At 61.6% G+C, this 15496-nt stretch carries 12 protein-coding genes and 1 pseudogene; 4 read left to right on the forward strand and 9 right to left on the reverse strand.

Annotated features, from left to right (window positions below):
• Positions 1-130: 130 nt before the first annotated feature.
• Positions 131-673: pseudogene (locus ACIPPQ_RS21435) on the forward strand (transposase); the annotation flags it as partial.
• A 242-nt stretch (positions 674-915) separates the two neighbouring features.
• Here the strand turns inward: ACIPPQ_RS21435 and ACIPPQ_RS21440 are convergent.
• The 5 genes from ACIPPQ_RS21440 to ACIPPQ_RS21460 all read right to left on the reverse strand — a co-directional run bounded on the left by ACIPPQ_RS21440 (position 916) and on the right by ACIPPQ_RS21460 (position 6408).
• Entirely contained in the window at positions 916-1851 is a 936-nt protein-coding gene (locus ACIPPQ_RS21440; RefSeq protein WP_446546071.1) for a hypothetical protein, read from the reverse strand.
• Positions 1848-3209, reverse strand: a complete 1362-nt coding sequence (locus ACIPPQ_RS21445; protein ID WP_446546072.1) for a glycosyltransferase — start codon at positions 3207-3209, stop codon at positions 1848-1850. The genes ACIPPQ_RS21440 and ACIPPQ_RS21445 overlap by 4 nt, the downstream gene beginning before the upstream one ends.
• 282 nt (positions 3210-3491) lie before the next feature.
• Positions 3492-4628 carry a diguanylate cyclase gene (locus ACIPPQ_RS21450; protein ID WP_446546073.1) on the reverse strand — a complete coding sequence of 379 codons (1137 nt, stop codon included), beginning with the start codon at positions 4626-4628 and terminating at the stop codon, positions 3492-3494.
• Between the two features lie 235 nt (positions 4629-4863).
• Positions 4864-5835, reverse strand: a complete 972-nt coding sequence (locus ACIPPQ_RS21455) for an APC family permease (protein WP_446546074.1) — start codon at positions 5833-5835, stop codon at positions 4864-4866.
• Between the two features lie 261 nt (positions 5836-6096).
• Positions 6097-6408, reverse strand: a complete 312-nt coding sequence (locus ACIPPQ_RS21460) for a hypothetical protein (protein WP_446546075.1) — start codon at positions 6406-6408, stop codon at positions 6097-6099.
• 214 nt (positions 6409-6622) lie between these two features.
• Between ACIPPQ_RS21460 and ACIPPQ_RS21465 the strand changes: the two genes are divergently transcribed.
• On the forward strand, positions 6623-7741 hold the full coding sequence (locus ACIPPQ_RS21465; RefSeq protein ID WP_446546076.1) for a zinc-ribbon domain-containing protein: 1119 nt from the start codon (positions 6623-6625) through the stop codon (positions 7739-7741).
• An 87-nt stretch (positions 7742-7828) separates the two neighbouring features.
• Here ACIPPQ_RS21465 and ACIPPQ_RS21470 read toward each other — a convergent pair whose 3' ends face one another.
• The gene (locus ACIPPQ_RS21470; protein ID WP_446546077.1) at positions 7829-8104 is read right to left on the reverse strand and encodes an HU family DNA-binding protein; all 276 of its coding nucleotides are present in this window, start codon (positions 8102-8104) and stop codon (positions 7829-7831) included.
• 370 nt (positions 8105-8474) lie between these two features.
• Between ACIPPQ_RS21470 and ACIPPQ_RS21475 the strand changes: the two genes are divergently transcribed.
• Together ACIPPQ_RS21475 and ACIPPQ_RS21480 are read left to right on the forward strand one after the other, a co-directional pair.
• Complete coding sequence (locus ACIPPQ_RS21475) at positions 8475-8732, forward strand: hypothetical protein (protein WP_446546078.1); 258 nt, start codon at positions 8475-8477, stop codon at positions 8730-8732.
• Between the two features lie 849 nt (positions 8733-9581).
• Complete coding sequence (locus ACIPPQ_RS21480) at positions 9582-10652, forward strand: sensor histidine kinase (protein WP_446546079.1); 1071 nt, start codon at positions 9582-9584, stop codon at positions 10650-10652.
• 189 nt (positions 10653-10841) lie between these two features.
• Here the strand turns inward: ACIPPQ_RS21480 and ACIPPQ_RS21485 are convergent, their stop codons facing one another.
• Genes ACIPPQ_RS21485 through ACIPPQ_RS21495 form a run of 3 tightly spaced genes read right to left on the reverse strand, consistent with a single transcriptional unit; the run spans position 10842 to position 15430 of the window.
• Positions 10842-11951 carry an HlyD family efflux transporter periplasmic adaptor subunit gene (locus tag ACIPPQ_RS21485; RefSeq protein ID WP_446546080.1) on the reverse strand — a complete coding sequence of 370 codons (1110 nt, stop codon included), beginning with the start codon at positions 11949-11951 and terminating at the stop codon, positions 10842-10844.
• 54 nt (positions 11952-12005) lie between these two features.
• Positions 12006-14102 carry an ATP-binding cassette domain-containing protein gene (locus ACIPPQ_RS21490; protein WP_446546081.1) on the reverse strand — a complete coding sequence of 699 codons (2097 nt, stop codon included), beginning with the start codon at positions 14100-14102 and terminating at the stop codon, positions 12006-12008.
• On the reverse strand, positions 14099-15430 hold the full coding sequence (locus ACIPPQ_RS21495; protein WP_446546082.1) for a TolC family protein: 1332 nt from the start codon (positions 15428-15430) through the stop codon (positions 14099-14101). The genes ACIPPQ_RS21490 and ACIPPQ_RS21495 overlap by 4 nt, the downstream gene beginning before the upstream one ends.
• Between the last annotated feature and the right edge of the window lie 66 nt (positions 15431-15496).

Consider the following 15496-nt stretch of genomic DNA (forward strand, 5'->3'; position numbering starts at 1 on the left):
CCCGCGTTCGCGGACCATCCTCACCGCCTCAAGCTTGAACTCGCGGCTGAACTTCCTTCTTTGCATTGTGGACCTCCGATAGGTGGAAACACCCTATCTCGGTGTCCACCAAACCGGCAGCAGGCCAGACATGCTCGGCTGGCTGGTCAACGAACGCGATATCGAACCGCATATCCCGGTGTTCGACAAGTCCGCTCGTGCCGATGGCGCCTTTGATCGCTCCGACTTCTTGTTCGATCATGAGCTGGATCATTATACCTGCCCGGCGGGCAAGCAGCTGAGGCGCTTCCGCCGGTCGGGCCATGTCGATCACAACCGCCCAAACGCTGATGGTCTTTATCGCTACCGTGCCAGCAAGCTCGACTGCGATGCCTGCACGCTTAAGCCGCGCTGCTGCCCCGGGGCGGAGCCGCGCAAGGTGCTGCGCTCGGTGCATGAAGGTGCTCGCGATCTTGCCCGTGTGATCGCGCAGGAAAACGAATGGATCACCTCGCGGCGCGAGCGCAAGAAGGTGGAGATGCTCTTCGCACACCTCAAACGCATCCTTCGGCTCGACCGGCTGCGATTACGCGGCCCCAATGGCGCCCGCGACGAGTTCCACCTCGCAGCCGCAGCCCAGAACCTCCGCAAAATGGCCAAGATCATCCCCATGCCGCGGCCAGCAATGGCCTGAAGAAGAGCGCCGCCGCTCGCTGGCACCGTCCGCTTCTGTCAAATGTGGACTTTATCAACAGCATCGGCCGATTGCGGTCAGGCCGCTTTGGGGAGCAAAACCGGGACAAGCGGACCTTTTATCGCGACCCGCGATCATGCCTTCCGCACATCGCAGCTATCCGACCGCTCGCGGTGGCTTGCGTGAGAAGCCGCTCAAACGGTCAGGCAGCGCAATGGTCGCCACCATACATCCTGTCAGGATCAGAAAGTTCTAGTGATACCGACAGTCAGCTGTCCATAGTCATAGGCGCCAGTGTTCTGCGGAATATTATTATAGAGTGCCGCGGCCTTGAAATGCCAGTTGCTGCCAACTGTCGGGCTGGTGACTTCGGCAGCGGCATAATAGGATGCCCGCCAGTCGCTGACGGCATCGCGCTGTGCCCCAACCCCGCCTGCGACCATGTAGCGCCAGCCGCCACTATATCGGCGAAGCTGAAGGACCGGGAGCGCCTGCACGTACCAGCGCGGTGAATAATAGTCATATTCGCGCGGCTCGGTGCTGTGGAAATAGCGGGTCCGAAGCTGCGCACTCAGCCCCCACTCGGGCTTGAGGACATGAACATAATTCGCGCGGGCATGCAGGCGGACGTTCTTGCCGGTAAATTCCTGCGCGCCGGCCATGACAGTGAAGCTGTTCCGGTCATCGACGGGAAGATCCAAGGCCGCACCAACAAAAGTGTAATAGATACCATCCTTCACGCCGCGCGGCGTTTCGACGATATCGCGCTCGATGAAGAATTCTTTGCGGTACCTGGACTCGTCGTGGATCGCGGCAGAGCCAATTATGGTATCTCCGTCGGTGCCGACCTGCGCATTCCATTTCCAGTCGGCAGAGCCGTTGGCGTATCGCAGAAACACCCGTTCTCTTTCGGTCGTCTTGAGGCCCAGGGGACGATACCAGGCCTTCTCGACCCGTACGCCAAGATAGTCGTCGGGGCCCTTGTAAACGGGGTCAAGGTTGACGCCCCCGCGAATGACGTCCGTATGATCCGCATCGGTCGATGCGAAGACGTCAATGCCGACGGCGTGTCGCGACAACAATGCGGCTCCATCGGCATCGTTTATATCTTGTGCGGCGGCCGGAGCTGACGGCAGACAGCCAAGCGCGGCAAAGAGCGTGATGGCGGCGTATCTCATTTCGTATCCCACTTTTTCTTCATGCCGATAATCTCGGCGATGTAACCCCATACACAAACCGGCTGCATCAGCAGGCTATAGACCAGCGCATAGAACAGGAACCCCATCGGGTTTCGCCGCACTTTAAGATTCTCGTTACGGTACACACCGCGCTGGATGCGGAAGATCACGACGTTCCAGAGTGCGGCCAAGGGCAGCACCGCCAGTGTCAACGGCCCGGCGATATAGAAATAGCCGAAACAGGCGAGCACGATGCCGGGAATGAAGATAAAACTGTAGACGAGATCTAAAGGCAGGAAAGCGACGTTCCACCAGATGAACAGCGTCGTCATGCGGCGCTTGAAGAGCAGCCGCCAATGCGCCTTGAAAGCCTCCATGAGGCCGCGCGACCAGCGTTTGCGCTGCAGCGCGAACTGCCGAATGCGTTCGGGCACATTGGTGAAGGCCAGCGCGTTGTCGGCATAGCCGATGCGGTAGTCGCGCTCGAGCAGAGCCCAAGAGACGACGATATCTTCGCCGACGCACTCAGGCCAGCCGCCCACTTCTTCGAGGGCATCGCGCCGGTAGAGCGAGAAGGCTCCCTGCGCGACGAGAGTTCCGTGATACATGCCCTGCATACGCTTGACCGACGCGATGCCGTGAAAATAGTCCCACTCCTGCGCGCGGGTCAGCAAATTGGTTCGCGAGTTGCGAACCATCACGGCACCGGCGACCGCCACGGTATTGGCGGGGTCCGACAGATAACGGCTGACGATCTGCGTCAAGCCATTACTACGAACCCAGCAGTCGCCGTCGATAGTAACGACCAGATCGTGTGATGCGGCTTTTAAGCCGTCGTTCAGAACGGCCGATTTTCCGCGGTTCACCTGAAAATCATGCAATGTGAAGTGCGCTGTATCCGGTAGCGTGAGCGACGCCAGATGCTCGCGAACGATTTTCGCGGTGTCGTCCGATGATCCGTCATTGAGAATGAAGACCTCGAGCGGCCCCTGATAATCCTGACGCGAGAGGCTCGTCAGCGTATCGCGGATTCCCGCCGCTTCATTGTAGGCGGCGACAAGCACGGTCAAGCCCGGCATCTCCCGGCTTGGCGACACATGCGCCATCGGCCTGCGATCGAGCGACAGGGTCGCGATCAAGAAGGCATTCATGAAGCCCGGAACATAGGCAATGAAGATAATCGCGATCAGGGCGAACGGCCAATTGGTTACTTCGGCCAGGTCGACCAGCCAACGCTGCGACAGCCACACGCTGAGCGCTGTCCATGCTATTGCAATCGTCAACGCGAGAAGAAATTTACTACGCACGCCTAGATAGAGGCGGCGCCATTGTTCTTCCTTGGCAGGCATGTTGCTCATAGCTTTTTTATCCACGGCGCCCCCGGGGAGCCGTGTTACCCCGATATTTCTTTCCAACACCTTAGTGGTCCCCACATCCGCGCTCTTTGGTCGATCATGAGCGGGGGCGGCGCATGCAATGCACGTCATGAAAGTTACATGAACAGAATGGTTCGCCGATTTTTTTAGATAGCGAATACGAGGGCGACGCTGAAGAACGATGGCCGATTGGAGGCCGGTCTGAGCAGACTCCATATTTATCGGTTTGCGTTATCCACATCGGACAACGATATCTGCGTGGCCTTATTCGGCCAGATGCACGCGGTCGCGACCGTCGCCCTTGGCTCTGTAAAGTGCACGGTCGGCGCGATCCATCAGAGCCTCCAGGTTTTCATCTTCCCTCGCAATCGCGATCCCGAAGCTTGCCGTCGGGCTTGCCTCGCCGGACATAATGTCCGGGGCGGTTTGCTTGAACGCCGTCCTGATCTCTTCGGCTAGTTCGTGCGCGGCGACGGCGGCGCCTGAGGGTAGCATGATCGCGAATTCTTCACCGCCCAGACGCGCCATAATCGCACCTCCGGGCGCCTCCTCCTTCAGGACGTCCGCGAAGTGCCGGATGATCAAATCACCGCTGCTATGACCGAACAAATCGTTGATCGATTTAAAATGGTCGAGATCGCTGAGGATGATCGCTACCGGCTTTCCAGCTGCCTGTCTCGCCATTGCTCTGAGCGCGCGAGGCTCGAAACCGCGTCGGTTGAACAATCCCGACAGAGTGTCGATCAGCGCATCGGACTTGATGCCGTCCATCACGTCGCTCGCGATAACCGCAAGGACCCCGACCGCCGTCATCGCGCAGATGAGCGCGTCGGAAATTGAAACCACAAGCCAGTACGAACCCTCGAACTGCTGGCCGGATGCGCCTGATGCAATCAGGAACAGCGGCCGAAGAAGATAGCCGGCGAAGGAGACGAGCAGTAAGCCGAGAAGCACCTGCTCGACCGGTGTACGGCGCGGCGCCCTTGCAACATCCAGCAGCATCAGAAGGCTGAGGATAGCCAGCCCGGAATTGAGAATGACGACCCGCGCAAGCAGGTCCGGATCCATGAATTGATAATAGTGGAGAGGCCCCAGCGTGAGCGCTCCGATAGCCAGGAGAGGCCCGTAGCGAGGCCGTCGCCCGCGCCGGTTGGACAAACCGATAGACAGCAGCATGATCGCGAACAGCAGGAAGATGTTCGCCGAATAGCGCAAAACCGGGTTTTCCAACGAGAAGGCAAAATAGAATATGCCAAAACACAGCGACCTGATCGCATACGACAGCCCGAATACCCCAATATAATTCAGAGTGCGGCTGTTTCGCCAGATCTCTAGCAGCGCGATGCAGAATATCGCTGCCATGCTCGTGTTCAAAATTCCTATGACGTTATAATAGTTCATACACCCGACCAATGGCGAAAATTCGGATTCCCGATCCGGCTGATCGGAGGGGATGCTATAGTTCTGGTAAAGGTCAAGTGAATGCCGGAACGACAGAGCAGCAACTCGCTCAACATCCTGTGAAGTGTTCCCGCGGACCGATGCTCATTGGCGCAACGTGGCCGCGAGGAGACGGTCCGCTCCTGGACAGCAATCGTGAAAAGCAGACGTTGACGGCTCGCCAACTTACCACAGGCTATGACGGCTGCCGCTTCCTCGTCACGCCCAAGCCGACGTAGAATATCACGCCCAGCGCAAGCCAAACTGCCAACCTCGTCCATGTGTCGAGCGGGAGGCTCCACATCAGATATCCACTTGCCGCAATGCTGAGCATGGGGAGCCATGGCGAGAATGGCACCCGAAACGGCCTAGGGGCATCGGGTTCCCGGCGACGCAGAATGAGGACGCTCAGCGCTACCATGCCGAATGCAAACAGGGTGCCCATCGAAATGAGCTCGCCGAGGAGGCTCAGCGGCAGGATCGCTGCAGCGATTGCGCTGACCGCGCCAGTTACGATCGTTCCGGCAAGCGGGACATGCGAACTTTCGCGTGTCCGCGCGAAGGCCGTTGGGAGCAGTCCATCGCGGCCCATTGCATAGAAAATACGGACCTGACCCAGCAGCGTGACAAGTAGCACGGAGATGAGACCAGCGATTGCGACAAAGCCGATCATAGCTTTCGCCCATTCAAGGCCGGGGCCGGCGCTTCGCAGCGCGACATAAACAGGATCTGGAACGTTGAGTAGCTTATAATGGACGAGTCCGGTCACGACGAGGCCAACCAGCACATATAAGGAGGTCGTTACCGCTACGGTCGCGACCAGCGCGCGGGGAATGGTGCGCTGCGGCTCTCGCACCTCCTGCGCCAGCGTCGACACGGCATCGAAACCGACATAGGCGAAGAAGAGTACCGCTGCCCCCTGAACGACACCGGACAATCCAAAATGGCCGAACCGCCCGTCATTGGCAGGGATATAGGGAATCCAATTGGAGGTATCGACGAAAGCGAACCCGGCCACCACGACAACAAGCATTGCAGCAATTTTCGCGATCACGATGACATTGTTGATCCGCGCCGAAAAGCTGGTGCCCCGCAGCAGCAGCAGGGTACAGAAGATCGTCAGCAGAAATGCGGGAAGATCAATGATCGCTCCCGTTGAGACAAGCACCCTGTCGGCTCCCAGTTTCCATGGCGCCTGCGTGAAGGCCGCCGGCCCGCTGCATCAACTGCGTGAACCTGAAAAACAATCTTGGCCAGATCCAGGCCGATCGTGGTAATCTCCATGGCGGATGGCTCCTCTGCTCGGGTTTGCATGACAGCAACCCATCTTGGCACCTAGATGCCGTGAGCGGGAGCCATCCACCTCATCCGCTTTTGTGTACCAATCGTAATGAGCAGATGCGGGATCACGGGTGTACGCATGCGCCTTTCAGTTCAATGCCCGGCATTTCGATTTCGCATCATTCATAGCCGGGTCGATCAAAAAGCAGATGACGTACTTATTGCCGCTCGCGAGCACGAATGCGTGAGACGTAATGTTGTCCGAGAACATCTCGGTCTGATAATCATTGAAGCCGACGATTTTCCATCCTTCATTGAGCAACTCGCTCATCGATTTCTGGACCGGCACCCAATCGGTCACCCGCTCATATGTGTCCACGGGCTCCTTCTTGCGGGCTTCCGCTTGGCCACCGACAAACAGACTGAAAAGAAGCGCCGTAATCAGGAACAGGCGTTGCATGAACATCTCCAGGAAAGTGAATCGGACGAGCCGGGACCGGCCCCGGCCTGATGAGCAAGCGCCTACTCTCCCGGCATGTTCCGACGCAACCTTCTGGTACAAAACTTGCCAAACATATTGATTTGTCATGCAATGTGCTGTCGGTCACATCGTTCGAAGTACGACCTGGTTAGCGCGGGTCCGGACATAATCCGAAAGATCAAAGGATAAGACGATGGCAAATTTCTGCTCCGAATGCGGGTCGGCACTTTCCCCCGGAGCGCGTTTCTGCGCGACGTGCGGCGCGGCGACCTCTTCCGTAGCCGGCGAGGCTCCCGCCGCTGCGGCGCCCCCGCCCGAGCAACCGCAAACCGGACCGGCGCCGGAAGATGCCCCGCCCTCCCGGCGCCCGACCGGCCTCCTTGTTGGCGGTGCGGCCCTTCTCGCGGTTACGATCGGCGGCGGCACCTGGCTGGGCCTTTCGAGCTCAGGAACCGGCGCGAACGATGCGCCGCTTGTGGAGACCGGCAAGGCGGCCTCCACGGAGCGAGCAACGCTCTATGCCGTCGCCGAGGCCAACCTCCGCGACCAGGCATCGCTCGAAGGCTCGAAGATCGTTGGATCGCTGAAACGCGGCGAGAAGGTTAGCGGTACTTTGCTGACGGACGAACGCGACAAGCCGTGGCTCCAGATCGACGGCAAGGATCAATATGTGAGCCTTGCCAATCTCTCGAAAATCGCGCCGCCTTCCCTCGTTAGCGTCGACGGCAGCGACCGCATGACATCGGGCGCCTGCACCATGATGGAAACGGCGTCCGCCGGAGCGGCCACCAAGGCGAGCCTCAAGCCGGGAGCGCCCGTCCGGCTAGTCGGCGTAACCGCCGACGGCTTCACCGAATATGGCCTTCCCGGTGGCGGCGTCGGCTATGTGGCGGCATCATCGACCTGCGAGACCAAGCCTTCGCCGGCAAAGGGTGCGGTCGCAAACAATCTCATCCAGTTCGACGCGCGGACTTGCGAGCTTGGCGACGAATTACAACCCTATTTCGAAGAGGCGCGCGCGTCGCGCGCCAACCTCGCCGGCGACGAGACGGACGAGGAATATGATTATCCGATCGACAAGAAATTCCGCGGCCTGCGTGTAACGGCGGTGATCGTCGGCTATGAATGGCAGGGCGTCGCGTTCGGCGATCCGGCCGACAAGGTGCGCGACACCTTCCGGCAGATGGGTTTCGAGATCGACAAGCAAGGCGATTTTGCCGTCGAGGACGATGTCGTGGTCTCGGCGAGCATCCGCCCGACCGATCCGGGCTCGAAGAACCGTGGCAAGAGCGAGCTTACCTGCGGCGTCTGAACGACAATGTCTGCGGGCGGCACCGTCCCGGTCGCGCCCGCTAGACGCCCATGTTCCCCGCCGGCGCCGCCGACGGGGAACTGCAGGTCAGCCGTTCAGACGATCCTTGACCGCCTTGGCGGCGGAGAAGCCCAGCTTCTTCGAGGCAGCGATCTGGATGGTCGCGCCGGTTGAGGGATTGCGGCCTTCGCGCGCCGCCGATTCCTTGACCTTGAACTTGCCGAAGCCGTTCACCGACACGTCGTCGCCCTTGGCCGCTGCGCCTGAGATGGCGGCGAACACCGCATCGACCGCCTTTTTGCCTTCGGCCTTGCTGAGACCGAGCGCAGCGGCGACGCTGTCGGAAAGTTCGGCGTGATTCATGAAAAGAAACTCCTGTATCGCCGGGCCCATCCCGGTCGGGCCAGCGCCTATAGTGATGCTGCGAGTTGCGCGCCACCGCCATCGCATATCACCGTGCTCACGCCCGGCCATGCCGACCAGCTCGTCGACCGCTACTGGGAACAAAGGCTTGGAATGAGCCAGTCGTCACGCTCGCGGAACCGGCCGGAATTCCAAGCGCGCTGGATGATTCTGGCCGAAGGCAGTCGGGCCGGTTGCGGCGCAAGAAAGTGCGAAAGCGGACACTCGTCTTGGAGCATCGCGGGCGCGGCCGTGCTGTCTACGACTGGCCAGGACCGGAACCTTTGTCCGAAGGAAACGCCCTAAGCGATATCCTTCAGAGGAGGTTCCAATGGCTGATGAGATTCATACAACCCGCGAACCCGACGGCACGACACATACCACGACAGTCGTCGACCGCGATCCGAAACGCGGCGGCGGGGCGGGCATCACGCTCCTCGTCGTTGCCGCGCTGGCTATCGCAGCATTTCTAGGATTCCAGTTCCTCGGCAACGAGAAGGCCGAAACCGGTGCGGTCACCGAGGCAGCGGAGAAGGTGGGTCATGCCGCTCAGGATGTCGGCGATGCGGCTCAAGAGGCCGTCAAATAGCAGGCGGGCCTATCTGCCCCCGTTCAGGCTGTCGTCCTCTCCCGTGTGAGAGACTTTTCCAGCGTAGAACTATTGATTGAGACGCCGACTGATGGGCCGACGGCTTCGACCGCACGATTGATTTAACCGCTTTCCTGAAGCCTTCGGGTTGCGACCCCCGAGGCGGATGGGGCTTCTCCTGAATTATTCGGGAGAACGAAAAGGCCCCGCCCTCCGCGGGTTTTTTTTGCTGTGCTCCATATTTGCGCGCAGCATCCCAGGATATTATCGCTCCATCCGCTGTCGCATGATGGCATTGCCGGAACTTCAATCGACGCTCCCGCGTTTTTCGGACAACCCCGTCTCCTGATGCACTTGTCTCATGGCTCTCAGGAGACGCGGCCAGCGCGCCTCCGAGGGTCGCCCGGGGATCAGACCAGCCTTGGGACAGGGCCGCTTTCAAGGTTCCGCCCGATTCATCTCGCCGCAAATCGCCTGAAAATTAAGGACTTGTTATCCATCTGGCCCCACGATGAGACCGTGCCGCACCCCCTGTGCCCCACACACATGCGGCATAAAGTAGGACGGCGGTCGCTGGTCCCGGCCGCCGTCCAGCTTCCTATTAGGCGTAGATTCTGGATTTCCGGCATTTGGGCACGTCGCCAGGGTCGTGACATCAATCAACCGATGATGTCTGTCGCCTTCCGTCCCACTTACGTCGTGTCGATTCCATGCATCCCCCCTCCCGCCGGCATGCTAAAGCCCGCAGCCTTGGGGCAATGATCGACGACGTCGATCAACTCGCTCCGCGATTTGGTCTGCCGACAAGGCCGCGCCCTGCGGTCCGGGTCGACCGGGAAGGCGCGCCGCATGGCTGCCGACAATCCACCTATCAATCTGGGCCGCACATTAGGGCTGGCGCTGGTGCTCGCGTCCGATGCGCCGCTGCTTCTGCTCGATGAAAATCTGGCGATCGTCGCGGGGAGCGACAGTTTCTGTGCCGCCTTTGGCATCGATCCCGACACCGTCACCGGGCAGACGATCTATGACCTCGATCATCATCATTGGGACTTGCCGCGGCTGCACTCGCTGATCGAAGCGACGCTGTCGGGCGCCGCCGAGGTCGAAGCCTATGAGATGGAGATCAAGACGAGCGCGGGGGCCGTGCGATGCGTCGTGATCAAGGCGCAGCGGCTCGATTATGGCGACGGCCTGAACATCCGGATGGTGGTCACCGTGATCGACGTCACCGAGGAGCGGCAGAACGAGAAGCGCCACAAGGAACTGGTTCACGCCAATGCCGCGCTGCTCCACGAGATGCAGCATCGCGTCGCGAACAGCCTGCAGATTATTGCGAGCATCTTGATGCAGAGCGCGCGCAAGGTGCAGTCGGACGAAGCGCGCGGCCATTTGAGCGACGCGCATCAACGCGTGATGTCGATCGCGACATTGCAACGTCACCTCGCCGGAGCTGATGGGGATACGGTCGAGCTCGAACCCTATCTCGCGCAACTGTGCGCCAGCATCGGGGCGTCGATGATCTTCGACCGCGAGCAGCTAACGCTCACCACCCGCGTCGATCCGGTGTCGATCAGCGGCGATATATCGGTCAGCATGGGGCTGGTCGTCACCGAACTGGTGATCAATGCGCTCAAGCACGCCTTTCCGGACGGCCGCCCCGGTCATGTCGTCGTCGGCTATGCCGCGACAGGCGACGACTGGACTTTGTCGGTTTCGGACGACGGGATCGGCATGGAGGAGGATCCCGAACGGTCCCCAGCGGGCCTGGGCACGCGCATCGTCCAGGCGCTCGCCAAGCAGTTGGGGGCGGAGATTGCGGTCGAGGACACCGCGCCGGGAACCCGCGTGTCGCTGACCCGGACCGTGCAGATCGCACGGCAGGTCGCCGCCAATGACGAAGCACAGATCGCTGCGTTCTGACCTGCCCTCCCCCGATCGGGAGGGGGAATTCATCCGCCTTGCATACCACCAACGACGTTTCGCCGGCATAATCTGTCGGCAGAACATGAACCGCTAGTCCCGGCCGGTAGCGGTCGGTCAGCTTTTAGGCAAAATCAAGAGAAAGCAGCCAATCCGGAGAACCCGGACCCGACGCTTCGTATAGGGCATTCACCTTTCCTTGAGCGAATCCCCGAACGTCTTGGAAATCGGCTTCAGCAGATATCGCAGGACGGTATTGCTCCCGGTCTTGATCTCGACGATCGCGGTCATGCCGGGCTGGATCTCGATCTTTTCGCCGGCCCTCGGGCGCATCGTCCGGGGATCGGCGCTGACGTTAACCCGATAGAAGACTTGCTCCCCGGACGCCTTTTGTTCGGTCAGCGTGTCCGGACTGATATAGATGACCCTCCCGTCGGCCGAGCCATAAATGGAGGAATCATAGGCGTCGAACTTGACCGACGCGCTCTGTCCGACGCGCAGATAGGCAATGTCCACGGGCGATACCTTCGCCTCGACGATCAGCCGGTCGCCGGTCGGCACGATCTGCAGGACCTCGTCGCCGGGCCGCAGGACCGCGCCGATCGTCGTGAATCGGACATTCTTGACCACCCCGTCGGTCGGGGCCGTGAGCACCGTCGCGTCGAGAGCGGCTATTCTCTGTTTGAGTGCCTGCTCGGCGACCACCAACTCCTCTTCGGTCCGGCTGTATTCGGCCTGGAGATCCTGCAGATATTTGTTCTGGCGGTTGGCGATCTGTCCTTCGATGTCGGCGACAGCACGCTGCAGGCGCATGATCTCGCTGCGGCTGACGTCGCCATATTCGAGGAGCGGCATGTTCATCTCGAGCTCGCGGCGGGCGATTCCCTGCATGTTGCGCAGCGTACCGATGTCCTCGGCCTGCGCCGTGCGCCGCCGGCTGTAGAGCTGTCTCTGGTTGGCGACGAACTCGGGAAACGCCTCTACATCGTCGGTGAACGCCAGCGGACGGTTGAAGAGCTCGGCCTCGATACGACTCTTGATCGTCCGGTAGCTCGCCACCTTGGCGCGCGATTCCTCGACGGCGGCCCGAATCCGGACCGGATCCAGTACTACGAGCGTCTGGCCGCGGCGAACGCGATCGCCTTCGCGGACAAGAATCTGGCCGATGACCCCGCCGTCGGCACTCTGGATGACCTGCACACGCCCCGCCGGAATGACCTGCCCGGCGGCGCGGCTGACCTGATCGATCTCGGCCCATGCGGCCCAGAGGAGCATGCCGACCAGCGCGGCCGCCGTCACATAAATTACCATGCCCGATCTGCGGAAAAAGCTGACGAAATCCATGTCCTGCCTTCAGTTGGCCGCGGCGGCTGGTGGAACGGGCGGGGACGATTTGCTCTGGGCGTCGCGGAGTTTCTGGAGCACCGACGCGCGCGGCCCGTCGAGGGCAATGCGTCCGCCCTGCATGACCAGCAGGCGCGACATCGCCCCGAGAAAACGCAATTTGTGCGTGACGATGACGATCGACATGTCGGGCCCGCTTGCCCCAGCGAGGAAATCGAGCACGCGCGCTTCATTTTCCTGGTCGAGGTTCGACGTAGGCTCGTCTAGCAACAGAAAGCGCGGGCGAAGCAGGAAGACGCGCGCGAGCCCGACCATGGTGCGTTGCCCGCCCGAAAGCCCGCCACCGCCCTCGTAGATCGGCAGGTCGAGCCCCTTGGGGTGCGTCCGGACCAACTCGTCGAGCCCCGTCCGCGAGGCCGCTTCGAGCAGGACATCGTCGGCGCATGCAGGAAGCCCAAGGGTCAGATTGTCGCGTAGCGTGCCCGACACGAGACGGTAATCCTGCGGAAAATAGCAGATCTCGCGCCGCAGATCGTCCTCGGCGATCTGGTCGAGCGCGACGCCGTCGAGCAGCACATGTCCCTTCTGCGGCGGCACGAGGCCCGCGAGCATGCGCAGCAGCGTCGACTTCCCCGCGCCCACCGAGCCGATGATGCCGATCCGTTCGCCCGGCCCGATCGCCAGTTTGGGAACCGCGAGTCCGAACCGCGAGTCAGCGTGGGCGAAGACGGCATTCTCGACCTCGAGCCGCGCATTGGCACTATCGAGCCGGATCTTCTGCCGATCGAGCGGTTGATCGCTCGGCATCGAGAGAAGCCGGTCAAGCGCCTGGAGCGACGAGCGGGCATAGCCCCACTGAACGACGAAGCCGGGCAGCGACGCGACGAGCGGGCCGTTGATGCGGCCACTGATGATCGTGCAAGCGATCAGCCCACCCATGGTCATATCGCCCGCGTTGACCCGGTAAGCGCCCCAGACGACGATCCCTACATAGGAGACCTGCTGCAGGAGCATGAAGGTCTGGCTCGCCACGGCGGACCAGCGCTGGACCTGCAAGTCGTGCCGGTGAACGGCGTCGATCAGATTGTTCCAGGCAGCCAGCATATGCCAGCCGCCGCGATTGGCCTTGATCGTCTCCGAAGCGTCGAGGGCTTCAACCAGAAGCCCGTTCTTGCGATTTCCGGTGACCTGCGCCCGGTCGGCATGCTCGCGGATAGCTCGGGAAAAGAGGATCGCGAGCAGCAGCGAAAGCGAGAAGACAACGAGCGGGACGATCGCAACGACCCCGCCGATCGCGCCCATGACAGCGAGGAAGAGCAAGGCGAAGGGCAGATCGGCCATGACGAAGATCGAGGCCGAGGAAAAGAGCTGACGGACCTGTTCGAGCCCGCGCAGTTGTGCCGCCATCGTCCCGATGCCCGGAGGACGCGCATCGAGGCGCACCGCCTGCATCCGGTCGAAGAAATATTCGGAAACCTCGGCATCGATCGCCATCGCCTCGCGGTTCACTATCAGCGCGCGGGTCACGCGCATCAGGAAATCGACCAGAAGCGCGAATCCGATCCCGACGGTGAGGACCCAGAGGGTTGCGAAGCCGCCGCGCGGGATCACCCGGTCATAGACCTGCATCGAATAGAGTGATGTCGCGAGCGCGAGAATGTTGATCACGATGGTCGCGACGACCGCCTCAACGAGGACATGCTTGCGTCGCATGATCGCGGACCAGAATATGTCGCGCGCGCGCGAAAAGCTTCGGTTCTCCGCTGTGGCCGGAAAATTCACCTCCCAGAGCAGGCTTTCCCTGCCCCACGCGACCTCCTCGACCCCGTCGAGCGCGAGCGCCCGGATCGTCGTCCTGGTTTCCCATTGCTCGGCGAGCGCCCAGCCGGACCCCGATGTGAAGATTAGCAGGGGAAAGGCATTCGCCCGGGGCCGCGTGCGAACACGCCGCGCCGAAGGCCACCCCAAAGAGACCGTCAGCCTGTCGATCGTCGTCGGATCGCGAAAATCGAGGTCCGTAGGGGCAGCAGCCGCCCAATCGGGAGCCAGCCGCACGCCGCGGCGCCGCGCCAGCGTTTCGATCATGTCGAGATGCGCGAGCGTCATTCGCCCGCTCCCGCAATCGCGGGGAACCAGCGCCCGGTCCGCAACATGAGCCGGCTTAGATAGGCGAGCGTATTGACCTCTGCATCAAGCGCGTCGATCCGGGCCGTCGTGCTCTCGCGCACGGCGTTCATCACGTCGAGCCAGGTGCGCCTGCCGGCGATGAACTGCCGCAGGTAGGATTCGGTGACCCGCTGCGTCGCCAGCGCCGATGCGTTGGTCGTTTCCATCCGTGCGAGCGCCGATTCATATTCGACATGGTCGGTCACGATGATGTCGCGCAGCTCGCGCTCCGCTGCGCCGATCCGTGCTTCGCTCGACTCTTGCCGCAGACGCGCGGCATCCGCCGCAGCGAAACGGGAAAGCCCGCCGTCCATCTGCATGCGAACCGCAAGACCGATCTGATGTCCGTTGAATTCACCAAAGCCATATTGCGCGTTCAGCTGGGGCAGTGCCTGGGCTCGCGCGATGCGGGCGTCGCCATCGGCGACGTCGGCTTCGTATCGCACGCGCCGGAGACCGGGATCGAAGCCCATTCCGGCGGCGACGACGGTATCGCGATCGAGTGGCGGAAGGTCGACGGGTTCGGGCAGCACCGGCGAAAGCTCGAAGAACGGGTCGCCGACGAGTTCGCGAAGCCGCTGCATCGCCGATTGCTGCTGCGCGACCGTCAAATTGATCTGCTGGGACACCTGCGCCGTTCGGGCACGAACCAGTTCGAGATCGGAGCGCGGGCTGACTTCCTGCGCGACGCGCCGTTCCATCGTCGCGAGCATCCGCTGATGCTGCGCCAGACTGTCGTTGAGGATCGCCCGGCGTTCGGTCGCGCGATATATTTCATGATAAGCGCCCGCCACCTGCAACGCGATGTCGAGCACGGCCTGCTCATATCCCGCGAGCGCTGCCTGCTCGGCCGCGCGTGCCCGGCTGATCGATCCCTTGATCCTCCCGCCAGTCCACAGCGGCTGTTCGACGGTCACATTCGCCTGCGCGCGGTCGGTGCGCTGACCGAGGATCAATCCTTCGACACCGACGCTGGGAAAGCGCTGCCAGCGCGCGGCACGCAGATCGGCTCCCGAAGCGCGCGCCGAGGCTTTCGCCGCGGCGATCGAAGGGTGGTCGGAAACGGCGCGTTCCACGAGCTGCTCGAGCTGCTTGTCAAGCCATGGCACCCCCTCGACGCTTTCCACCGCGCCGCCCGGCGGGCCCTGAGGTTGGGACGTGCCCTCCTGCGCCAATGCACTGGATGCGGGAACAGGAGAAAACAGGCCGACCGGGGCCAGCGCGAGACCCGATGCCAATATGAAGCGGCTCGTTTTACCCCTTGGCACGCGTCCCCCTGCCGCACCGTCGCCTGCTGGCGTTCGGATGATCATGCAACAGAAGCTTTCTTCATG

The organism is Sphingopyxis sp. LARHCG72 (assembly GCF_052871675.1).

What these genes read in the sequence shown, in the direction of transcription:
- ACIPPQ_RS21440 (WP_446546071.1), bottom strand. Translation starts at nt 1,851, where the DNA reads ATGAGATACGCCGCCATCACGCTCTTTGCCGCGCTTGGCTGTCTGCCG.
- ACIPPQ_RS21445 (WP_446546072.1), bottom strand. Translation starts at nt 3,209, where the DNA reads ATGAGCAACATGCCTGCCAAGGAAGAACAATGGCGCCGCCTCTATCTA.
- ACIPPQ_RS21450 (WP_446546073.1), bottom strand. Translation starts at nt 4,628, where the DNA reads ATGAACTATTATAACGTCATAGGAATTTTGAACACGAGCATGGCAGCG.
- ACIPPQ_RS21460 (WP_446546075.1), bottom strand. Translation starts at nt 6,408, where the DNA reads ATGCAACGCCTGTTCCTGATTACGGCGCTTCTTTTCAGTCTGTTTGTC.
- ACIPPQ_RS21465 (WP_446546076.1), top strand. Translation starts at nt 6,623, where the DNA reads ATGGCAAATTTCTGCTCCGAATGCGGGTCGGCACTTTCCCCCGGAGCG.
- ACIPPQ_RS21470 (WP_446546077.1), bottom strand. Translation starts at nt 8,104, where the DNA reads ATGAATCACGCCGAACTTTCCGACAGCGTCGCCGCTGCGCTCGGTCTC.
- ACIPPQ_RS21475 (WP_446546078.1), top strand. Translation starts at nt 8,475, where the DNA reads ATGGCTGATGAGATTCATACAACCCGCGAACCCGACGGCACGACACAT.
- ACIPPQ_RS21480 (WP_446546079.1), top strand. Translation starts at nt 9,582, where the DNA reads ATGGCTGCCGACAATCCACCTATCAATCTGGGCCGCACATTAGGGCTG.
- ACIPPQ_RS21490 (WP_446546081.1), bottom strand. Translation starts at nt 14,102, where the DNA reads ATGACGCTCGCGCATCTCGACATGATCGAAACGCTGGCGCGGCGCCGC.